We start from the raw sequence: 18,362 nt of genomic DNA, 5'->3' as shown, positions 1-18,362 counted from the left end.
AGCCTTTTTAAATTTATTTGTTGAAATCAAATTTTGATAGATCAGGTTTGAGCTTTTTTGTCCTTTTTAATTCCTCCTGATAGATCAATTGTCCCATATTCTTTAAAAAAGGATAAGTGACAGTCTCATATTCATAAATACCATCATTGTAGATGCCATTTTCATTAGATTGAACCACGACGGCGAGAAGAAATTCTACACCATGTTCAAAATCAACGATATAAGCATTGTCAATATTGTAACCATATGAATCTCCATATTTATTGAATATCCGGATATTGGGATTTAAAGCCGCCTTTTTATCTCTTCCATAGAAAAGCAACTTGCTATAAGTTGGCCAGAATTCCGTGGTATCATATTTTGGGAAATCAGACTCAAAAGGATAACGGGACATATAATCATAAAGCAAGGAATAATCATCGACATGGAGGTTAAACCGATCCTTCGGCTTGAAAGCTTCAGGAAAGAGCAGTTTTTTGAGGATCAGCTGCTGGTCTTCCAGTGCGTATGCATTTAAGCCTTCGAAGCTCCAGGGTTCATTTACGATCTCCTCATTATCGTTCATATACCCCTTCCCTTGGACTGTGTTTTCCAGTTGGATAGGATACTCTTTGGAGTCGAATTGTGCTTTTTGGCTGTAAATAATACGATCTCCCACATAGAAGGTAATGGGATTGGTATGTTTGGCCCATATGCCTTTGTCACCTATGGCAAGTCTATTGACAATTCTACTGTGTTTAACACCATATTTTTTGAGTTTGGCATTAAGCTCCGCCCGTCCAATAAATTCAAATAACCTATTTTGGGCATCATTGTCACTGGTCAGCAAAATTTTCTTGACATATTGAGCTATGGAAGGAAGTCCATTTGCTGCAGAGGTGTCTATGGATACCTTGGTCTGCTTTTCAAAGGCAGAATCAATGCGTAATGGTGTATCCCTTGTCAGCCCAGCAATCTGTAGATCATTGATTTTTTCCAGTGCCAAAATCGCTGTCGGAAGCTTTACCGTGCTGGCAGGATAAAAATACCAATTTGGATTAAGTCGGTAACCGAAAGATTTAAAATGAGGAATATTGTCTTTATCCCGGTCGATTTGCGTATAAAGAATCTGAATTTCATGCTTGGTCGGGTGATTTAATACCTGCTGGAATAAATCAGGACGGCTTTGCAATAATTTTTCCAGATATACCGTATCTACTGTTTGTGCAAGGACTTTTGACATGGACGCAATGAAAACAAAAACCAAATATTTCAACATTGCTGTTATTGTTGGCGATGATAGACTTCGAAAGTATAGTCAAAAGCATGCCTCTCATCAGATTGATGAGGATCAGCAGCGGTTAACTTCCATTCTTCAGGAGATAGCTCAGGGAAGAAAGCATCACCTTTGATTGTGGTGTGCACACGTGTGAGCAATACTTTATTGGCCAATGGCAATGCTTGCTGGTATATATTCGCTCCCCCAATAATAAATATTTCATGCTCATCGCGGCAATATAATAGCGCTTCTTGAATACTATTGGCTACATCAACCTCTTCAGCCTGAAAATCAGCATTACGGGTGATGACAATATTTCTCCGGTCAGGCAGCGCTTTGCCAATAGCGTCATATGTTTTTCTGCCCATGAGCACAGAATGTGCCAGGGTATTTTTCTTGAAATATTTAAAATCATTGGGCAAATGCCAGGGCATTTGATTATTGATGCCAATGGCATTGTTTTCTGCGGCTGCTACAATTAATGTGATTGTTGGATTACTCATTTTATTCATGTGTTCGTCATCATCCTTATCCTTATGACTCCGTTTACCGTTTTTTTACACGGCGACGGGAGCCTTGATATGTGGATGTGACTCATAATTCAATAATTCAAAGTCCTCAAATTTAAAATCAAAGATATTTTTGATATCAGGATTTATTTTCATGAGCGGGAGTGGCTTTGGGGCGCGGCTCAATTGTAATTCGGTTTGCTCGAAATGGTTGCTATAGATGTGTGCATCGCCCAGTGTATGGACAAATTCTGCAGCCTCCATATCACATACCTGTGCAACCATCATTGTCAATAGCGCATAAGAAGCAATATTGAATGGGACACCTAAAAATATGTCTGCACTACGTTGATAGAGCTGACAAGAAAGCTGCGGTTTTAAAATTCCCTTTTCAGGCTGGGCGGGTGCTACATAGAACTGAAAAAAAGCGTGGCATGGTGGCAAAGCCATCTGTTCGATTTCAGCGACATTCCAGGCCGATACAATGATACGACGGGAATCTGGCGAATTTTTCAATTGATTGATGACCTGTGTTATTTGGTCAATATGCCGGCCATCAGGAGTAGGCCAGGAGCGCCACTGTGAACCGTACACGGGGCCGAGGTTACCCTCTTCATCAGCCCACTCATCCCAGATACTTACCCCATTCTCTTTTAAATAGTGGATATTGGTCTCTCCTTTGAGAAACCAGATCAATTCATGAATGATCGACCGGAGATGTAATTTTTTGGTCGTTACCAAAGGAAATCCTTCTTGCAGATTGAAACGCATCTGATATCCAAAGACACTTTTGGTACCTGTCCCAGTACGGTCCGTCTTTACAACACCAGTCGTATATACATGTCTGAGTAAATCTAAATATTGTTTCATATGTAATTGTTGTTGATAAGCCTTTATTTCCACTGCATTTTATACGCTCGGTCTGTTACTTCTTAATGCATATGCTCTTCCGCAATAGGATGTGTTATCCTGCTGCATTATCGCGTACGCTTGCTTTCTGCTGTATTGAAATCTGCCGATAACGCCAAATAGCAATCTTTAAAGGTTGTCATGTTTGTTTTTGTCTGAATAATCAAAACTAAGGAAAATCCCTATAATGAGAAAGTCAAAACTTAAAATGATAAGAAGGGTTACTGAAAAAAAATGTAATTTTGCAAAATATTATGGAGAATAAAAAAGTAGCTTTCTATACACTAGGGTGTAAGCTGAATTATTCAGAGACATCATCCATTGGACGATTATTTAAAGATGCGGGTTACGATACGACAGCATTCAATAGCCGGGCCGACGTCTATGTGATCAATACATGCTCTGTAACAGATAACGCAGACAAGAAGTGTAGAAAGGTCGTCAAGGAAGCCCTAAAGCACTCTCCAAATGCCTATATAACGATTGTTGGCTGCTATGCACAATTAAAACCAAAGGAAATTTCAGAGATTCCCGGGGTAGATATGGTGTTGGGGGCTGCTGAAAAATTTAACATCATCGAGCATATCAATGATTTGACAAAGCAGGAGAAGGCGATTGTTTACAATGGTCCAATTGATGAAACCAATCAATTTGTCTCTGCTTATTCCATTGGAGACCGTACACGTACATTTTTAAAAGTCCAGGATGGCTGTGATTACTCCTGTACATTCTGTACAATCCCATTGGCACGTGGGGGAAGCCGCTCCGGAAAGATCGAAGATATTGTACGGCAGGCTGAAGAAATTGCAGCTTCAGGGGTGAAAGAAATAGTGTTGACAGGGGTGAATATCGGCGATTTCGGTCTTCGGGATGGAAAACGCGAAGATCGTTTTTTGGACCTGGTGAAAGCGCTTGATGAGGTCGATGGAATTGACCGAATCCGCATCTCCTCCATCGAGCCCAATCTTCTCTCCAATGATATCATAGAATTTGTGGCCCAGTCCAAACGGTTTGTCCCACACTTTCATATGCCATTGCAGTCTGGAAGCAATAAGATCCTGGGACTGATGCGCAGGAGGTATAAACGCGAGCTGTATACCGAGCGGGTACAATTTATAAAAGCACTGATGCCCAACTGCTGTATAGGTGTTGATGTGATTGTCGGTTTTCCGGGGGAGACACGTGAAGACTTTATTGATACGTACAACTTTTTGAATGATATGGATATTTCCTATCTGCATGTCTTTACGTATTCCGAACGAGAAAATACCATTGCCGCTCAGATGGAAGGCGCAGTACCAGGGGCACAGCGCAGTGACCGCAGTAAGATGCTCCATATCCTTTCGGAAAAGAAAAGACGTGCTTTTTATGAGTCGCAGGTAGGGGCAATAGGAGAAGTCCTTTTTGAAGCAGATGAAAAAGATGGCTATATGCATGGTTTTTCAAAAAACTATGTTAAGGTAAGAACCTTGTATGATCCATTGCTGGTCAATGAAGTGGTTCCGGTTAAATTTATGGAAGTAACGGATACCTGTGAGGTTGAGGTCGAGGAAATTCCAGAGACATTGGCACACTAATCTTGAACAGATAAGAAGTATTAAAAAGGGGCGATCTTCAACAAAAGATCGCCCCTTTTTAATAGCAATTTGACGATAGGCTATTGCCCCTTGCTCTTGGCAGCATTCAACCAGATCACCGTACCCAAAATGAAGAAAACACCCAGCCATTGTACCGGTGATACAGATTCATGCAAAATAAAATAGGACATGCAGGTCGCTACTGGTAGTTCAGCTGAACTTAAGATTCCCCCCAGCGAAAATCCTGTTTTAGGTAAGCCATAAGCAAATAATAACGGTGGAATTACTGTTCCAAACAAGGAAAGGATCAATCCGAAATGTAAGAAATTGTGATCAAACTGACCATTGAATAAGTAAGTGGGCGGGAAGAGCGTAAAAACCAAAATACAGGAACCTGTTACCATAATTGCACTTTTTTGGATCGGGTGATAGTCATTTCCAACACGTCCGTTGACAATCATGAAAACCGAATAGGCAGTCGCCGCCAGGAGACCGAACAATATCCCTGTCGGTTGGAGATCGCTGAGGCCTTTTTCAATCAGCCCCGTTGCTAGTAAGGTTGCCGCCAGTACAATACCAATGCCGATCAAATTATTTTTTGATGGCCTGGTTTTGAAGAAAACAAATTCAATCAGTACTCCGATCCAGATATATTGCATCAGTAGAACAATAGCCAATGAGGCCGGCACAAGCTGTACACATTTATAATATAATATGCTGACAAGTCCTGTAGATGTACCACTGACCAAGATCTTGATCCACGAAGATTTTTTAGATAAAGGTTGCAAGGGCCTGGCTGAAAATAACTTCATCAGGATAAAGATGATCCATAATAGCAACATGCCAAATAATACCTGAATCCCTGTCACCTCTCCTAAAGTAAGCCCTTCACCATATGCTTTTTTTACAAATGTTGACAAGATCCCAAAACTACTAGCACCTAAAAAGACAGCTAATGCACCTTTTAATTTTTCCATTCACATCTAAATTAGCCGCCAAAGTTACGATTTCTGAACAATTCTTTTCCTTATTCCGTGTTGTAGTTGAAGGAATAAAGGTTTTATGACATTTCCTTATGAAATGAATGGCCAAGGCTAAGGTGCAGGTGGCAATGGCGGAACAGCTCTCCATCCGAATGCCTAAACTAAATTGGGTAGATTGTCTTTATATGAAACGCAATATATTGCATATCAACAGCAATTTAGCTAAGTTTGTTCTAGAAAAGCGTAATGAACATGATGATTGCTAGATCCTATTATATTCTCTTTTTGGGGGCATTGCTATTCTTAAGCAGTTGTTCGACGAAGAAAAAAGTACTGACAGCTAATTCGCGATCGTCAGGATCGGTCTTAACTGATGCGAGCTCGGCAAGGGGAAAGACTTTTGCCGGATCGCGACTTGATAATTACGCATCACTTTTAAATGTAAGTACAAAAAAATTAAACCCGCAGTTGTATTCATTTATTGATGACTGGATGGGAATACCGCATCGAATGGGAGGACAGACTAAGGCTGGAGTAGATTGTTCAGGTTTTGTAAACCTGCTATATATTGCGGTCTACAATGGAAATCTTCCCCGGACTTCCAGAGATATGGAAAATATGGTGAAACGAAAGAAACCCGAAAAGCTTGAAGAGGGGGATCTGGTGTTTTTCTCTTTCGGCAGAAGAGGAGTGGATCACGTTGGGGTATACCTCCACAACAATAAATTTGTGCATGTATCGACCCGTAAAGGAGTCATCATTTCCGATCTGTCCGACAGCTGGTATGCCCGAACTTTTGTGGATGCAGGCTCTCCCAAAATTTAAGAAGCCTTATTCGTGTAGGTTTTATGTCATATCTTGACTTAAACTTTTATACCCTATATAAATCCTTATTTTTGTCAAAATTTTATAGAAATGACAATTAAGAGTAAAAAGATTTTTTTGGGCCTTTGTATTATTGTTCCATTTTTGATGTATTGCGTATATTATTACAGTAATATGATTAAAAATGCACCATTCCGATTTGCAGATTTTGAATCCATTGAATTCAAATATGGCGAACCAAATCATATGGTCAATGAATACAATTCCAAAACACGTATCTATAAATATTTGAACAAAAAAGATTCATTGATCACGGATACCGTAAAATTTACGAAAGATGATTTGCTGTACCTGCACCGTAAAGCAATGGAACTGGGCTTCTGGAACCTTGATACGGATATGACCGGTCCGGAATGGCAGAAAGATTCTGTTAACTCCAAAGTTCCTCGTTTCTATTTGGAATATCATTATAAAGACAAGTCAAAACATGTAACCTTAGATGCCGACTTTGCCGGTAACCCGCGTATGCATGATGCTGCCAAATCAATGATCGATGAAGTAAACCGCATGCTGGCGACTGCACAGGCAAGATAGTCTATCCATAATTATTTAAGCTTTTTCCTTACTGATTGAACAGAAATACCCTGTTAAAAGGATGGAGGTAGCGTTGGACAATGGGAAGGGAAATGATAGGGGAACGATCAATCCCATTTTCAATATTAATAGGGAGCTAATAGGGACTTCATACGGACCTGATAGGGACCTCATTCGGATGAAACCGTATAAATCCCCTTCTATCTCCTTATTAAATAACCCTTAGATACGTTTTTACTTACCACTTGAAACGACCTTGAACCCCAGTTATGTTTACGAATTCTTGATGTTCACTTTATATTCCTTTAATGTGAATAGGGTACTTTAGCACCAAAACCAAAATTCGATATGAAAACATTTTTGGCATTGGCCATATCCTGGGCTTTGGCTCAGTCAGTGCAAGCACAAGAGCTTGCAAAGGGAAAAGTTTACCATGATGTAAATAAGAATGGGAAATTAGATAAAAAAGAAAAGGGTATTGCTGCCGTTTCGGTCAGTAATGGACGTGAAGTTGTCGTGACAGATAAAGATGGTAACTACCAATTACCTATTGGCAAGGATAATATCATTTTTGTTGTTAAACCTGCAGGATATGCGGTACCATTGGATGAAAATAATCATCCAAAATTTTATTATATACACAAGGCCATTGGCAGCCCAGCATCAAAGTATCCGGGTATATCTGCGACAGGGGATATTCCCGCAGCAATAGATTTCGCTTTGTACCAGCAGGATGAAAATCCTTCTTTTTCTGCTTTTGTATTTGGTGATCCACAGGCCTATACTGAAGAAGAACTCCGCTTTTTTAAAGAAGGGGTTATCAACGAAATTTCGGATAAATCCATCGCAAAATTTGGTATCAGTCTGGGGGATTTAGTTGGTGACGACCTTTCTCTTCAACCGAAATATAAGTCAGTGGTTTCGACGATGGGGTTACCCTGGTATAATGTCATGGGAAATCACGACATGAATTATGATGCCACGGTCGATAGCCTTTCAGATGAATCTTTTGAAAGGACTTTTGGACCAAATAATTATGCCTTCAATTATGGAAACACCCACTTTATTGTACTGGATGACATTATCTATCCGAATCCACGCACAGGAAAGGGATATTTAGGGGGATTTAGAAAAGACCAATTGGATTTTGTCGAAAATGACCTAAAACAGGTAGATAAAAACAAACTGATAGTGCTTGCATTTCATATTCCTTTGTATCACGAAGATTCTGATGTTTTCAGGAATGAAGACAGACAACGTCTGTTTGATATCCTGGCACCATTTCAACATACCCTGTCATTGTCAGCGCATACCCATTTTCAACGCCAGTACTTTTACGGACAGGCTGATGGTTGGAAGCAGGGGAAAGCGCACCATGAGTATAATGTAGGAACAACATCAGGCGATTGGTATTCGGGTGAATTGAATGAAAAAGGTATTCCCGTGTCCACCATGCGCGATGGAACCCCCAAAGGATATGCGGTACTGAAAATAGATGGTAATCAATATAGCTTTGATTATAAGGTCGTGGGCAAACCGGAAACTTATCAAATTGAGCTTTATGGAGCTTCGGTGGTGCCACAAAAGTATACCAAAAGATACCCGATCTATGCCAATTTTTTTATTGGCAAGGAAGGTGATAAGGTAAGCTACAGAATCAACCAAGGAGAATGGAAAAACATGAGATATGTCAATGAACATGATCCTGCGTTTTTAACGTCTTTAGCAAAGTATGATACCGCTAATGAGTTGATGGCTACACGTCGCCCTTCGAATCCGGAGAAATCAAGTCATCTGTGGATGATGAACCTGCCGAAACTCAAAGTGGGGAAACATCAGATCGAGATCAGAGCAGTAGATATGTTCAATAGAGAACATGTGGCTACTAAAGACATCGTGGTGGAATAACCGACGATAATAAGGAGGTAGAGAATCGAATTGTTTTAAGTTTAAAGTTAACTTAAGATGGATTTAACATAACGATTCTATATTTGTATAGAGTAATTTTTGATTCATAAAGAGTTAGGGTTAATGTGTAGACCTGTTGCGAAACACGTCTGAAAATTTAGTTTGTTTTTAAAGTGAAAAGGTAATCTCCCCGGATTACCTTTCACTGTTTTTGGATCTATGGAATGCGCTGTCTTCGTGATCCATTAGCCCTCAAGTTTAAACTAATTAGTTCAGCACGGTCATTTCTTGTTGTGCTATAAAATGCTTGAAATCATCTGAAGCAGGATTTTCAAATATTTCGAGATTGAAATATTTTATTGCAGCAAACAGATGGTCAAATATATCCGAAACAATCCCTTCGTAATATTCCCAGCGGATGTCATTCACAAAGAAGTAAAGTTCCATCGGGACACCATGTTCGGTTGAGGCAAGCTGACGTACCATGAGCGGCATGGATTTATGAACATGGGGACTCTGCCGCAAATACGTGAGTGCATAGGCCCTGAACATGCCCAGGTTGGTCATTTTCCTGCCATTGATCGGATTGGAAGGATCAATCTGATGAATGGCATTATATTCGTCAATGATCTTTGCACGGTCTTCGATATAAGGCCGTAGGATCTGTATATTTTTTAGTTTTTCAATTTCCTCATTATTCAGGAAGCGTATGGTGGCTATTTTGATGTTTATCGCCCTTTTCAGACGTCGTCCTCCCGACTGTTGCATGCCGCGATAATTCTTAAATGAATCCGAGAGCAGGGTGTGCGTCGGAATTGTTGTGATGGTCCGGTCAAAGTTCTGGACTTTGACATTGTTGAGATTGATTTCCCGCACCACGCCATCAGCTCCATATTTGGCCATTTCAATCCAGTCCCCAACACGAATAGAATCGTTTGCCGAGACCTGTATGCTTGCGACAAAACCTAAGATAGTATCTTTAAAAACCAACATTAGAATTGCCGAGGCGGCCCCCAATGACAATAAGAAGGACCAGGCCGAACTTCCTGTTAAGATGGAAAAACAGATTGTTCCACCAATAAACAGCATGACGATTTGACATACCTGTAAATAGCTTTCTAAGGGTTTGTCCGCAAAAGACTTCTTTGTCCGCAAGATATCGCGCACGCTTTTCAGCAGCGAATGGACAATTAATAAACTTACAATGGTGGTGGCTATTGCCAGTAGTTTATGAATAGGATCCTTCCAGCCTGGAAAGCCCATGAAAATAATAGGTATGATGTATTGGGCTACCAAAATGGGCACGAAATGGGCGATCAATTTTAAAGTTTTATTCCGAATCAGTAAATCATCAAAACGGTTTGAACTTCGTCGGATGGCTTTGATCGTCAACAACAGCAATATTTTCTTACTAAAATAATCGATCATGACCAAGAACAGGATGACCAATATGAACAGGATGATGGAATTGATAAAATGGTTAATCTGCTTATCTAATCCAAATTGCTCGATCCACTGAAATGTCCAATGATAAATTTGGGATTGGGAATCCTTCAACAATTCCGTTGTGGTGTTTTTCATGGTGCAAATATACAAAAAGCCGCAATTTGCGGCTTTTTGTTATTTTGTATTTAGGGGTTCACGCTCGTGCTTATGCCTGAAGAATAGGGCAAAAAGTATGGCGATGACCAGTGTATAGATAGCAAAGGCCAGCCATATGTTATGCCAGTCTTTGAGCATCAGGCTATTGCTTAACATACCATCAGGTAATATGGATATGCTTTTTTCTTGTAAGAATTGTAAAAAATGCGTGTTCTTAATATCGGTATCTAAATATTGGGCCAGATCCTGAACCTTTTGGAAGCTTTTAGTAAAGTAGTGGTCAATCACCCAGCCAGATACAAAGCTTCCGAAAACGGCTCCGATGCCGTTGGTCATCATCATAAACAGGCCCTGTGCCGAACTGCGGATGCTTGAAGTCGTAGAAGTCTCCACAAATAGGGATCCGGAAATATTGAAAAAATCAAAGGCCATTCCATAGACGATACAAGAGAGTATAACCATCCAAAGGCCACCTGCAGGATCTCCAAAGGCAAATAATCCAAAACGCAGCACCCAGGCAAGCATGGAGATCAGCATCACCTTCTTGATCCCAAATCTTTTCAGAAAAAATGGAATCGCAAGAATAAAGAGTGTTTCTGAGATCTGCGAAATGGACATAATGATCGTTGAGTATTTCACCACAAACGATTCTGCAAATTTAGGGTAGAACTTAAACTCGTCCAAGAAAACATCGCCATAGGCATTGGTCAACTGCAATGCTGCACCTAAGAACATGGAAAATATAAAAAACAGTGCCATTTTGTAGTTTCCAAATAGTTTGAATGCTTCAAGTCCCAATAATTGGGGCCAGGATGCATTCTCCTGCTGCAGCTTTTTAGGAGGGCATTTGGGTAAGGTAAAAGCATACAGGCTTAAGGCCAATGCTGCGGTTCCGGCAATATAAAATTGATAAGCAGTAGCCTTGTTGCCGGTCAGGTTTGTGATCCACATGGCCACGATAAAACCTATGGTACCAAAAACACGGATAGGGGGAAACGCTTTGACCAGATCATAATTGTTTTCATTCAACGCCGTGTAAGCAATGGAGTTGGACAAAGCCAGTGTGGGCATATAAAAACACATGGCTGCCAGCATGGCATAAAAAAAGGTGTTTGGATCGTTTACCTGTGGTAAATAAAATAAAACACCTGCATAGCATAAATGAAGAATAAAATAGAGCCTCTCAGCATTTATCCAACGGTCGGCAATTATCCCCATTAAAGTTGGCATAAACAGGGAGGCTATTCCCATGGTCGCAAAAATAGCACCGAATTGTGTGCCATCCCATTGCTTCGTGCCAAACCAGTAATTTGCTATTGTAATCAACCAAGCTCCCCAGACAAAGAACTGAAAGAAGCTCATGATGGTCAATCTTAATTTAATAGACATAAAAACGATATTATATTTAGAGTTTTTGTTTCGTTTTGATGAAAGAAGCTATTTTCTTTTGGAAATTTCGTCCCTAATCAGCGCTGCTTGTTCATAGTTCTCTTCGGTCAAAGCTTGGGTGAGCGCTTGTTCCAATTGTTCGTCTGTCAACGAAGAAAAAGGGTTGTTCGGGGATTTGGATGGAGTCTTTTCTTCGACCTCAACCACATTGGGATCTTGCACCTTGTTGGCTTTATCCAGGTTTTCCAAAAATGCAAATTCGTGCCCTTCAATAATAATTCCGGCAGAGGACATAATAAATTCGTAGGCATAAATCGGCGCCTCAAACCGAACCGCTAAAGCAACGGCATCGGAAGTCCGTGCATCAATCTCAACCATCTTGTTGCCATCAGAACAAATAATCTTGGCATAAAAAATACCTTCAATCAGGTTGTAGATCAACACCTCAATCAACTTAATGCCAAAAGATTCCGCAAAGGACTGAAATAGGTCATGGGTAAGGGGACGGCTTGGAATCATTTTTTCTATCCGAATGGCGATGGCTTGGGCTTCATGGCTACCGATAATGATGGGCAGCCTTCTGTTGCCCTCCACTTCTCCCAATACCAGTGCATAAGCTCCAGATTGTGTTTGACTATAGGATAAACCAACGATATCTAATCTGATTTTCTTCATTTTAATTCCAAAGCGGTCTACAAACTTAGATAAATTTGCTTTGATATGCAATTATAATTACGCTCCACGGCAAACAAATTTATTCAAACAAAAACTCCTCATCCATTTTTATGAATGAGGAGAGAAGTATACGGTTAACTGATTAAAGACCTTTGTAAGCCTTCAGTGCTTGTGTCAATTTGGGAACGATGTCAAATGCATCACCGACGATTCCATAATCTGCGACCTTGAAGAATGGTGCTTCCGGATCTTTGTTAATGACAACAATGGTTTTTGAGGAGCTTACGCCTGCCAAATGCTGTATGGCACCGGATATACCCACCGCGATATAGAGATTTGGGCTCACCACGATACCTGTCTGACCGACGTGTTCAGCATGAGGGCGCCAGCCAGCATCGGAGACCGGTTTGGAACAGGCGGTAGCTGCTCCAAGCACATCGGCCAGTTCTTCGATCATTCCCCAATTTTCAGGCCCTTTTAAACCACGGCCCGCAGATACGACAATTTCTGCCTCAGGCAGTGAAACCTTATCTGTGGCGCGTACAATTTCTTTGACAATTGTCGATAGATCCGTAGGAGCAATCGTGGCAGTAAATGCTTCCACCGTAGCCTGACCACCAATTTCTTTTACTTCGTATGCATTTGGAGCCAGTGCAATTACTTTATTGCTTGATGTGAGCTCCAAGGTAGCAAATGCTTTATTGGAGAATGCCGTTTTTTTGACGCTCAGCTTTTCTCCTTCAATTGTCGGTACCGTCAAAGCACCATCTGCCAGGCCTGCCCGAAGCTTCGTGGCAATTCGAGGCGCGAGCCCCTTTCCCGAGAAAGAGTTGGAGAGCACTACCAATGATGCTCCGGCATGTTGCGCTGCTTCAGCAATAATGCTGGCATAAGCCTGATTCACGAAAGTCGAAAGCTGTTCGTTATTTACATCAAGCACTTTCGTGGCACCATAGTTACCTAATTTGGCAAGTTCATCTGCTGCAACCTGACCAATGGAAATGGCTGTCAGGTCGGTGTGTATATGATCGGCGATGGCTTTGGCATAAGAGACCACTTCAAAAGCAGATTTTTTGAATTTTCCATCGGTATTTTCTACATAAACTAATATAGACATCGTGTTTTCGGAGTTTAATGATTAAATGACTTTTGCTTCATCGTGAAGGAGAGATACCAACTTGTCCACTTCTGCGGGATCCACAAGTGTTACGGTGCCACGTGGGGCTGGGGTCTCATATTTTACAATTTGGGATAGCGTATCCACTGCAGTAGGTTCGAGAACTTCCAGCGGTTTGCTCCGTGCCCCCATAATCCCGCGCATATTGGGTATTTTGGGTTCGGCAACACCTTCAGCAGTACCAATAACGATGGGTAGCTTAGCTGTCAATACTTCCTTCCCACCTTCAATTTCACGTTCAATGGTGACACTATCGGTAGCAACATCAACCTTTTTGGCAATGGATACTGAAGGAATTTCTAACAATTCAGCCAGGATTGCCCCCACTTGTGCTCCATTATAATCGATCGACTCTCGCCCTGTTAAAATTAAATCAAATGCGTTTTCTTTTGCATAATTCGCTATCTGCTGAGCGACAAACCAGGCATCACGCGGAATGGCGTTGACACGTACGGCATTGTCTGCACCTATCGCTAATGCTTTCCGAATGGTTGCATCTGTCGATGCATCGCCTACATTGATGACAGTTACAGTCCCTTTTCCTCCTTCTGCCAATTCAACTGCCTTGGATAAGGCAATCTCATCATATGGGTTTATAATGAACTGTACACCGGCCGTATTAAAGGCCGTGTTGTCATTTGTAAAAGTGATCTTGGATGTAGTGTCTGGGACATTACTTATACAAACTAATATTTTCATATACGATTGGTTTTACTCAAACTTACCATATTTTCCCTCAAATAAAAAGACCATGTTGCCTTAAAATTTCGTTAAAACACTTCGGTGTGTTTTTGAATTATTTTTATTTCTACTGCTCATTTTGGGGTTGGTGTTGATTTTATTTTAAAATTATAGAGGTTTTGTTGGATTGTTGGTAATATTTTTCAGATTGTTCGGGTGGTTTGATAATCCGCTATTTTAGTCAGTAAAATGTCATTTTATATGCTAGCATAGTATTTTTAATTCCTGATAGGGGGACGTTGATTGGAATGGAGGCTACCGGTTATTTGATCAGGCAGTGCTACTAGGATGATTGTTGAAATAGCACCTGATACTATGTGTAGTCAATCACCCAAAGCTTTGTCATGCCAGATGAATAGTATTGGATATCACTTCAAATTTAGCTAAGTTTGAAACAAAAAAGATATGTCTACACGATTGGATCAACTTAACGAATTTTTGAAGGAGAACCCGGCAGATCCTTTTCTGAAATATGCTATTGCAGCGGAGTACCTTAAGCAAGATAATGAGCAAGAGGCAATGAGCCGATTTGAAAGTCTCATACAGACCAATCCCGAATATGTGGGGACATATTACCATTTGGGGAAACTATATGAAAAACTAGACAAACAGGAACTGGCGTTACTGACCTATAAAAAAGGAATGGAAGCCGCACGTAAAAGCCGTAATTTCCATGCTTTGGGGGAGTTACAGGGGGCATTGTCCCTGTTGGGAGATGATGATGAGGATGATTTTTAAGCTTTTCTAAATTTTTGGTATTTAATTTGTTATGAAAATTATGGGTGTAACTATTAGATGCTGATTTTTTTGAATTTGGAATGCGATGAAAAGGTTTATTTGGACAGTGGGGTTGTTGGTCATGATTGGAATAGTGGGTTGTGATAACCCCAAACAAAGTGTAGCGGCCTATAAAGATAATATACAGGAATTAAAAGGAAGAGACAAAGCGGAAATTGTCATCGGGGAATACAAGGGTGTGATGCCTTGTGCCGATTGTGATGGCATAGAAACATTGATATCACTGCATCCAGATAATACCTATAAATATTCATCCAAATATCTCAATAAAAGTGACGATGTCTTTGTGCGTGAAGGTAAGTGGAAGTTGGATGGAAACATTGTTACACTCGATGGGGTGGACTATAAATTCAAGTTAGGGAATCAGATCCTGAGTCAGTTGGATCTGTCGGGTAATGATATTACGGGCGATATATCCAGATATTACGTGCTTACAAAGAATTAATTGATTAAACAGCATACGAAAAAGGTCGACGGGAATTCCTGTCGACCTTTTTATTTATTTACTTTTTGTACAAAGTTCTTTCAGGGTAGCCACCACAAAGTCAACTTCTTCTTTTGTATTCTGTTTGCAGAACGAGAACCGTACCGAGGGGCGATCTGAGCTCGATCTGATAGCACTTAATACATGTGAGCCAATATCTGTTCCCGAACTGCATGCACTCCCTCCAGAGCATGATATACCAGCGATATCCAGGTTGAATAAGAGCATGTCCGCCAGGTCGCTGCAAGGGAAGGACACGTTCAGTACAGTATATAAGGACTGATCAGGCTCGATGACACCATTAAAATCAATGTCAGGAATTGCTTTTCGCAATTCATCAATCATATATGATTTAAGTTCTTGGATATATTCATGGTGTTCTTCCATGTGTGCATAAGCAAGCTCCAAGGCCTTCGCCAGTCCGGCAATGCCGTAGACATTTTCCGTGCCACCACGCATATTGCGTTCCTGAGCTCCACCATAGATTAAAGGTTTGATCTTATTATTGGCATTGATATATAAAAAACCAACACCTTTTGGGCCGTGAAACTTATGAGCAGCACCAGTGATAAAATCTATTTTGAGTTTGCCAAGGTCATGCGGGTAATGGCCCATGGTCTGTACAGTATCCGAATGGAATATCGCCTGATGTTGCTGGCACAGTTCAGCTATACGCTGAATATCATTGAGGTTGCCAATTTCATTATTGGCATGCATAATGGATACAAAAGTGCGCGGGTTGTTGCTTAAAAGTTCTTCGAGCTGATCCAGATTTAAATTTCCTTTTTCATCAACTTCCAGGAGGTCGAGATGAATTGTGCCTGCCTTTTCAAGCTCCTCCAATGTATGGAGAACAGCATGATGTTCTATGGGAGAAGTGATCGCATGGGTAATTCCAAAATCTGTGATTGAACGGACAATGGCCATGTTGTCAGCCTCCGTTCCGCCCGAAGTGAAGAAAATTTCTGCTGGTGATACATGGAGTAGGTTGGCGATAGTTTTTCGTGCTTTCTCTACGATTGTTTTTACTTGTCTTCCGTGACTATGGATAGAAGATGGATTCCCAAAATTATTTTCCATCACATCCATCATTACTTTTATGACTTCAGGATCTAAAGCTGTAGTCGCTGCATTGTCAAAATATACTTGCATGGTACAAAATTACGAATATCAAAAGTAAATCATATGTATTAAATGACTTATTTTCATCTGTAAATAATTATCTTTTCCTTCTGGTCGCCAGACATGCTGGTGGAGGTTGGTTGTCTCCAGGATGTTTTGCGATACTGTTCATATGTGGGCTATTTATTGCTCGACCTGCTGCTTCCGCCTTTTTGCTATGATGATTAAAAGACCGCCAAAAGCGAAGGTCAGACCCAGATATGCGGCGATATCACCAACCTTGGTATAGACCGTGATTTCTTCATTGAGATTGATTTCCTGGTTGAGCGCCGCGGGTTCCCACCATTTTGTCTGCTGGACGATATCACCACGTTGGTTGATAAAACCCGAAAGTCCCGTATTTGCCGAACGGGCAACCCAGCGCCGGTTTTCAATAGCCCTTAATTTGGCATATTGAAGATGTTGGTCTTTCCCCGAGGTATTGCCCCACCAGCCATCATTGGTAATGATCGCAATAAACTGAGCTCCCTTTTTTATATAGCTGGATACATAATTGCCCCAGATGGATTCATAGCAGATCACAGGAGCCACTCCAATGCCACTTTGCGCATAGAATACGGAAGGTTCTGCCTGCTTTCCGTATCCTCCGGTAGTTCCGCCAAAGGCCTTAAACAGCGGTTTTAAAAAATCCATTACCGTACCAAATGGCATTTGCTCCACACCAGGGACCAGCTTGGACTTATGATAAAATTGCAGTTTAGACGAATAGTCGATGAGGGTTGCGGCGTTGAAATTGTCTTGATATACATGGGGGGAAATTTCACGTGCCGTAGGTGTTTTAGCATCGTTATACAATTGATAGCTTTCTATCCCGGAGAGGACATTGCCGTTCTTGTATTGATCCAGAAACTTTAAGATCTGATTGTAGGTATAAGTATCCCTGAAATGTTCTTCATCAAAATAGCCGTTTTGGGACAGGGCTGTCTCGGGCCAGATGAAAAATTCGGTATTGGGTTTAGCGACTGAACTTGAGAGTGCAAATAGTGTGCTGAGCTGCTCTTCTGGGCTCAGCTGAAACTTAATATATGGATTTACATTGGGTTGGACCACCACGACCTGGGCAGGATTTTGATGCTCTTCATAGCTGAAATACCGAAGCAATGAATACAGGCTGGGTACAAGCAAAAGGAGGGCAATACTGACAGGAACGAGGATCTTGTTTTTTAATGTGTATAATCCCTTTCTGTGGAGATAGAGTATAAACAATAGGATATTGATCAACCAGATCCATACGGTACCTCCGTATACTCCGGTGATATCATACCATTGAATCAGCTGATGAAAGTTGGCAAAACCATTTCCCAGCGTCATCCATGGAAAGGCCAGGTCCCATGATTCATGAAGAAACTCATAACTTATCCAAAAACCCATCAGTCCAAAAAGAGACAGCAAAACACTGCTTTTTTGGCGTAGCTGGTAATAGAGCCTGAATGCTGCTGCCATTAATACCGCTCCGAGACAGAAGGGGATCAGGCTGATCAGGGTAGCAGCAAGGGGAGGCATGACTGCTGAGATGGAATTGTATACCCAATAAATGGAGGCGGTATTCCAGATGACTGCCGTGAGAGCTGCCGTGAGAAAGACTTTCAGACCTTTCTTTTTGATCGTTTTGCTAAGGATAATATTTTCCAGTGCAATTAACAGGGGAATAAACCCAATAAAGAGCAATATGCTGGAATAAGGAATAGGGGGCCAGCCCAACCATAATAAAAAGGCACTCAAAAGTGCCAATAAGTAATTATTCTTCACAA

17 protein-coding genes are annotated in these 18,362 nt (G+C 41.0%); 6 read left to right on the top strand and 11 right to left on the bottom strand.

What is annotated here, in order from left to right; translation table 11 throughout:
- Positions 1–13: 13 nt before the first annotated feature.
- Genes HX021_RS09370 through HX021_RS09360 form a run of 3 tightly spaced genes read right to left on the bottom strand, consistent with a single transcriptional unit; the run spans position 14 to position 2,637 of the window.
- On the bottom strand, positions 14–1,222 hold the full coding sequence (locus HX021_RS09370; RefSeq protein ID WP_286589941.1) for a serine hydrolase: 1,209 nt from the start codon (positions 1,220–1,222) through the stop codon (positions 14–16).
- Positions 1,223–1,263: 41 nt separating this feature from the next.
- Positions 1,264–1,761 (bottom strand): dihydrofolate reductase, encoded by a 498-nt coding sequence (locus tag HX021_RS09365; RefSeq protein ID WP_286589940.1) that lies wholly within the window; start codon positions 1,759–1,761, stop codon positions 1,264–1,266.
- A 54-nt stretch (positions 1,762–1,815) separates the two neighbouring features.
- Positions 1,816–2,637: a thymidylate synthase gene (locus tag HX021_RS09360; protein WP_286589939.1), complete on the bottom strand. Its 822-nt coding sequence runs from the start codon at positions 2,635–2,637 to the stop codon at positions 1,816–1,818.
- A gap of 293 nt (positions 2,638–2,930) precedes the next feature.
- On the opposite strand from HX021_RS09360, the gene mtaB reads away from it, so the two are divergent.
- Positions 2,931–4,253, top strand: coding sequence for a tRNA (N(6)-L-threonylcarbamoyladenosine(37)-C(2))-methylthiotransferase MtaB (mtaB, locus tag HX021_RS09355; protein ID WP_286589938.1), 1,323 nt, complete (start codon positions 2,931–2,933; stop codon positions 4,251–4,253).
- An 80-nt stretch (positions 4,254–4,333) separates the two neighbouring features.
- Here the strand turns inward: mtaB and HX021_RS09350 are convergent, their stop codons facing one another.
- Positions 4,334–5,230 carry an EamA family transporter gene (locus HX021_RS09350; RefSeq protein ID WP_286589936.1) on the bottom strand — a complete coding sequence of 299 codons (897 nt, stop codon included), beginning with the start codon at positions 5,228–5,230 and terminating at the stop codon, positions 4,334–4,336.
- 258 nt (positions 5,231–5,488) lie between these two features.
- Between HX021_RS09350 and HX021_RS09345 the strand changes: the two genes are divergently transcribed.
- The 3 genes from HX021_RS09345 to HX021_RS09335 all read left to right on the top strand — a co-directional run bounded on the left by HX021_RS09345 (position 5,489) and on the right by HX021_RS09335 (position 8,563).
- Positions 5,489–6,061 carry a C40 family peptidase gene (locus HX021_RS09345; RefSeq protein WP_286589934.1) on the top strand — a complete coding sequence of 191 codons (573 nt, stop codon included), beginning with the start codon at positions 5,489–5,491 and terminating at the stop codon, positions 6,059–6,061.
- 174 nt (positions 6,062–6,235) lie between these two features.
- A complete protein-coding gene (locus HX021_RS09340) occupies positions 6,236–6,655 on the top strand; it encodes a hypothetical protein (protein WP_286589933.1) in 420 nt (139 codons plus the stop codon).
- Between the two features lie 348 nt (positions 6,656–7,003).
- A complete protein-coding gene (locus HX021_RS09335) occupies positions 7,004–8,563 on the top strand; it encodes a calcineurin-like phosphoesterase C-terminal domain-containing protein (protein ID WP_286589932.1) in 1,560 nt (519 codons plus the stop codon).
- Between the two features lie 267 nt (positions 8,564–8,830).
- Here HX021_RS09335 and HX021_RS09330 read toward each other — a convergent pair whose 3' ends face one another.
- The 5 genes from HX021_RS09330 to HX021_RS09310 all read right to left on the bottom strand — a co-directional run bounded on the left by HX021_RS09330 (position 8,831) and on the right by HX021_RS09310 (position 14,105).
- On the bottom strand, positions 8,831–10,144 hold the full coding sequence (locus HX021_RS09330) for a mechanosensitive ion channel family protein (RefSeq protein ID WP_286589930.1): 1,314 nt from the start codon (positions 10,142–10,144) through the stop codon (positions 8,831–8,833).
- Between the two features lie 39 nt (positions 10,145–10,183).
- Positions 10,184–11,554, bottom strand: a complete 1,371-nt coding sequence (locus tag HX021_RS09325; RefSeq protein WP_286589929.1) for a nucleoside permease — start codon at positions 11,552–11,554, stop codon at positions 10,184–10,186.
- Between the two features lie 48 nt (positions 11,555–11,602).
- Positions 11,603–12,229, bottom strand: coding sequence for a bifunctional nuclease family protein (locus HX021_RS09320; RefSeq protein WP_286589928.1), 627 nt, complete (start codon positions 12,227–12,229; stop codon positions 11,603–11,605).
- Positions 12,230–12,371: 142 nt separating this feature from the next.
- Entirely contained in the window at positions 12,372–13,346 is a 975-nt protein-coding gene (locus HX021_RS09315) for an electron transfer flavoprotein subunit alpha/FixB family protein (protein WP_286589927.1), read from the bottom strand.
- Between the two features lie 21 nt (positions 13,347–13,367).
- Positions 13,368–14,105: an electron transfer flavoprotein subunit beta/FixA family protein gene (locus tag HX021_RS09310; protein WP_286589926.1), complete on the bottom strand. Its 738-nt coding sequence runs from the start codon at positions 14,103–14,105 to the stop codon at positions 13,368–13,370.
- 447 nt (positions 14,106–14,552) lie between these two features.
- Between HX021_RS09310 and HX021_RS09305 the strand changes: the two genes are divergently transcribed.
- Positions 14,553–14,885, top strand: a complete 333-nt coding sequence (locus tag HX021_RS09305) for a tetratricopeptide repeat protein (RefSeq protein WP_286589925.1) — start codon at positions 14,553–14,555, stop codon at positions 14,883–14,885.
- Positions 14,886–14,970: 85 nt separating this feature from the next.
- Positions 14,971–15,390: a copper resistance protein NlpE gene (locus tag HX021_RS09300; RefSeq protein ID WP_286589924.1), complete on the top strand. Its 420-nt coding sequence runs from the start codon at positions 14,971–14,973 to the stop codon at positions 15,388–15,390.
- A 54-nt stretch (positions 15,391–15,444) separates the two neighbouring features.
- On the opposite strand, the gene HX021_RS09295 is transcribed toward HX021_RS09300, so the two are convergent.
- Both HX021_RS09295 and lnt read right to left on the bottom strand, forming a co-directional pair.
- Positions 15,445–16,581: a cysteine desulfurase family protein gene (locus HX021_RS09295; protein ID WP_286589922.1), complete on the bottom strand. Its 1,137-nt coding sequence runs from the start codon at positions 16,579–16,581 to the stop codon at positions 15,445–15,447.
- Positions 16,582–16,734: 153 nt separating this feature from the next.
- A complete protein-coding gene (gene lnt, locus HX021_RS09290) occupies positions 16,735–18,360 on the bottom strand; it encodes an apolipoprotein N-acyltransferase (RefSeq protein WP_286589920.1) in 1,626 nt (541 codons plus the stop codon).
- Positions 18,361–18,362 lie beyond the last annotated feature (2 nt).

Source organism: Sphingobacterium sp. N143, from assembly GCF_030325625.1.
Lineage (GTDB): Bacteria > Bacteroidota > Bacteroidia > Sphingobacteriales > Sphingobacteriaceae > Sphingobacterium.
This window is presented reverse-complemented; position numbering and strand designations above follow the sequence as displayed.

Coding starts and splice junctions, on each gene's coding strand:
- HX021_RS09370 (WP_286589941.1), bottom strand. CDS start 1,222: ATGTCAAAAGTCCTTGCACAAACAGTAGATACGGTATATCTGGAAAAA.
- HX021_RS09365 (WP_286589940.1), bottom strand. CDS start 1,761: ATGAGTAATCCAACAATCACATTAATTGTAGCAGCCGCAGAAAACAAT.
- HX021_RS09360 (WP_286589939.1), bottom strand. CDS start 2,637: ATGAAACAATATTTAGATTTACTCAGACATGTATATACGACTGGTGTT.
- mtaB (WP_286589938.1), top strand. CDS start 2,931: ATGGAGAATAAAAAAGTAGCTTTCTATACACTAGGGTGTAAGCTGAAT.
- HX021_RS09350 (WP_286589936.1), bottom strand. CDS start 5,230: ATGGAAAAATTAAAAGGTGCATTAGCTGTCTTTTTAGGTGCTAGTAGT.
- HX021_RS09345 (WP_286589934.1), top strand. CDS start 5,489: ATGATGATTGCTAGATCCTATTATATTCTCTTTTTGGGGGCATTGCTA.
- HX021_RS09340 (WP_286589933.1), top strand. CDS start 6,236: ATGATTAAAAATGCACCATTCCGATTTGCAGATTTTGAATCCATTGAA.
- HX021_RS09335 (WP_286589932.1), top strand. CDS start 7,004: ATGAAAACATTTTTGGCATTGGCCATATCCTGGGCTTTGGCTCAGTCA.
- HX021_RS09330 (WP_286589930.1), bottom strand. CDS start 10,144: ATGAAAAACACCACAACGGAATTGTTGAAGGATTCCCAATCCCAAATT.
- HX021_RS09325 (WP_286589929.1), bottom strand. CDS start 11,554: ATGTCTATTAAATTAAGATTGACCATCATGAGCTTCTTTCAGTTCTTT.
- HX021_RS09320 (WP_286589928.1), bottom strand. CDS start 12,229: ATGAAGAAAATCAGATTAGATATCGTTGGTTTATCCTATAGTCAAACA.
- HX021_RS09315 (WP_286589927.1), bottom strand. CDS start 13,346: ATGTCTATATTAGTTTATGTAGAAAATACCGATGGAAAATTCAAAAAA.
- HX021_RS09310 (WP_286589926.1), bottom strand. CDS start 14,105: ATGAAAATATTAGTTTGTATAAGTAATGTCCCAGACACTACATCCAAG.
- HX021_RS09305 (WP_286589925.1), top strand. CDS start 14,553: ATGTCTACACGATTGGATCAACTTAACGAATTTTTGAAGGAGAACCCG.
- HX021_RS09300 (WP_286589924.1), top strand. CDS start 14,971: ATGAAAAGGTTTATTTGGACAGTGGGGTTGTTGGTCATGATTGGAATA.
- HX021_RS09295 (WP_286589922.1), bottom strand. CDS start 16,581: ATGCAAGTATATTTTGACAATGCAGCGACTACAGCTTTAGATCCTGAA.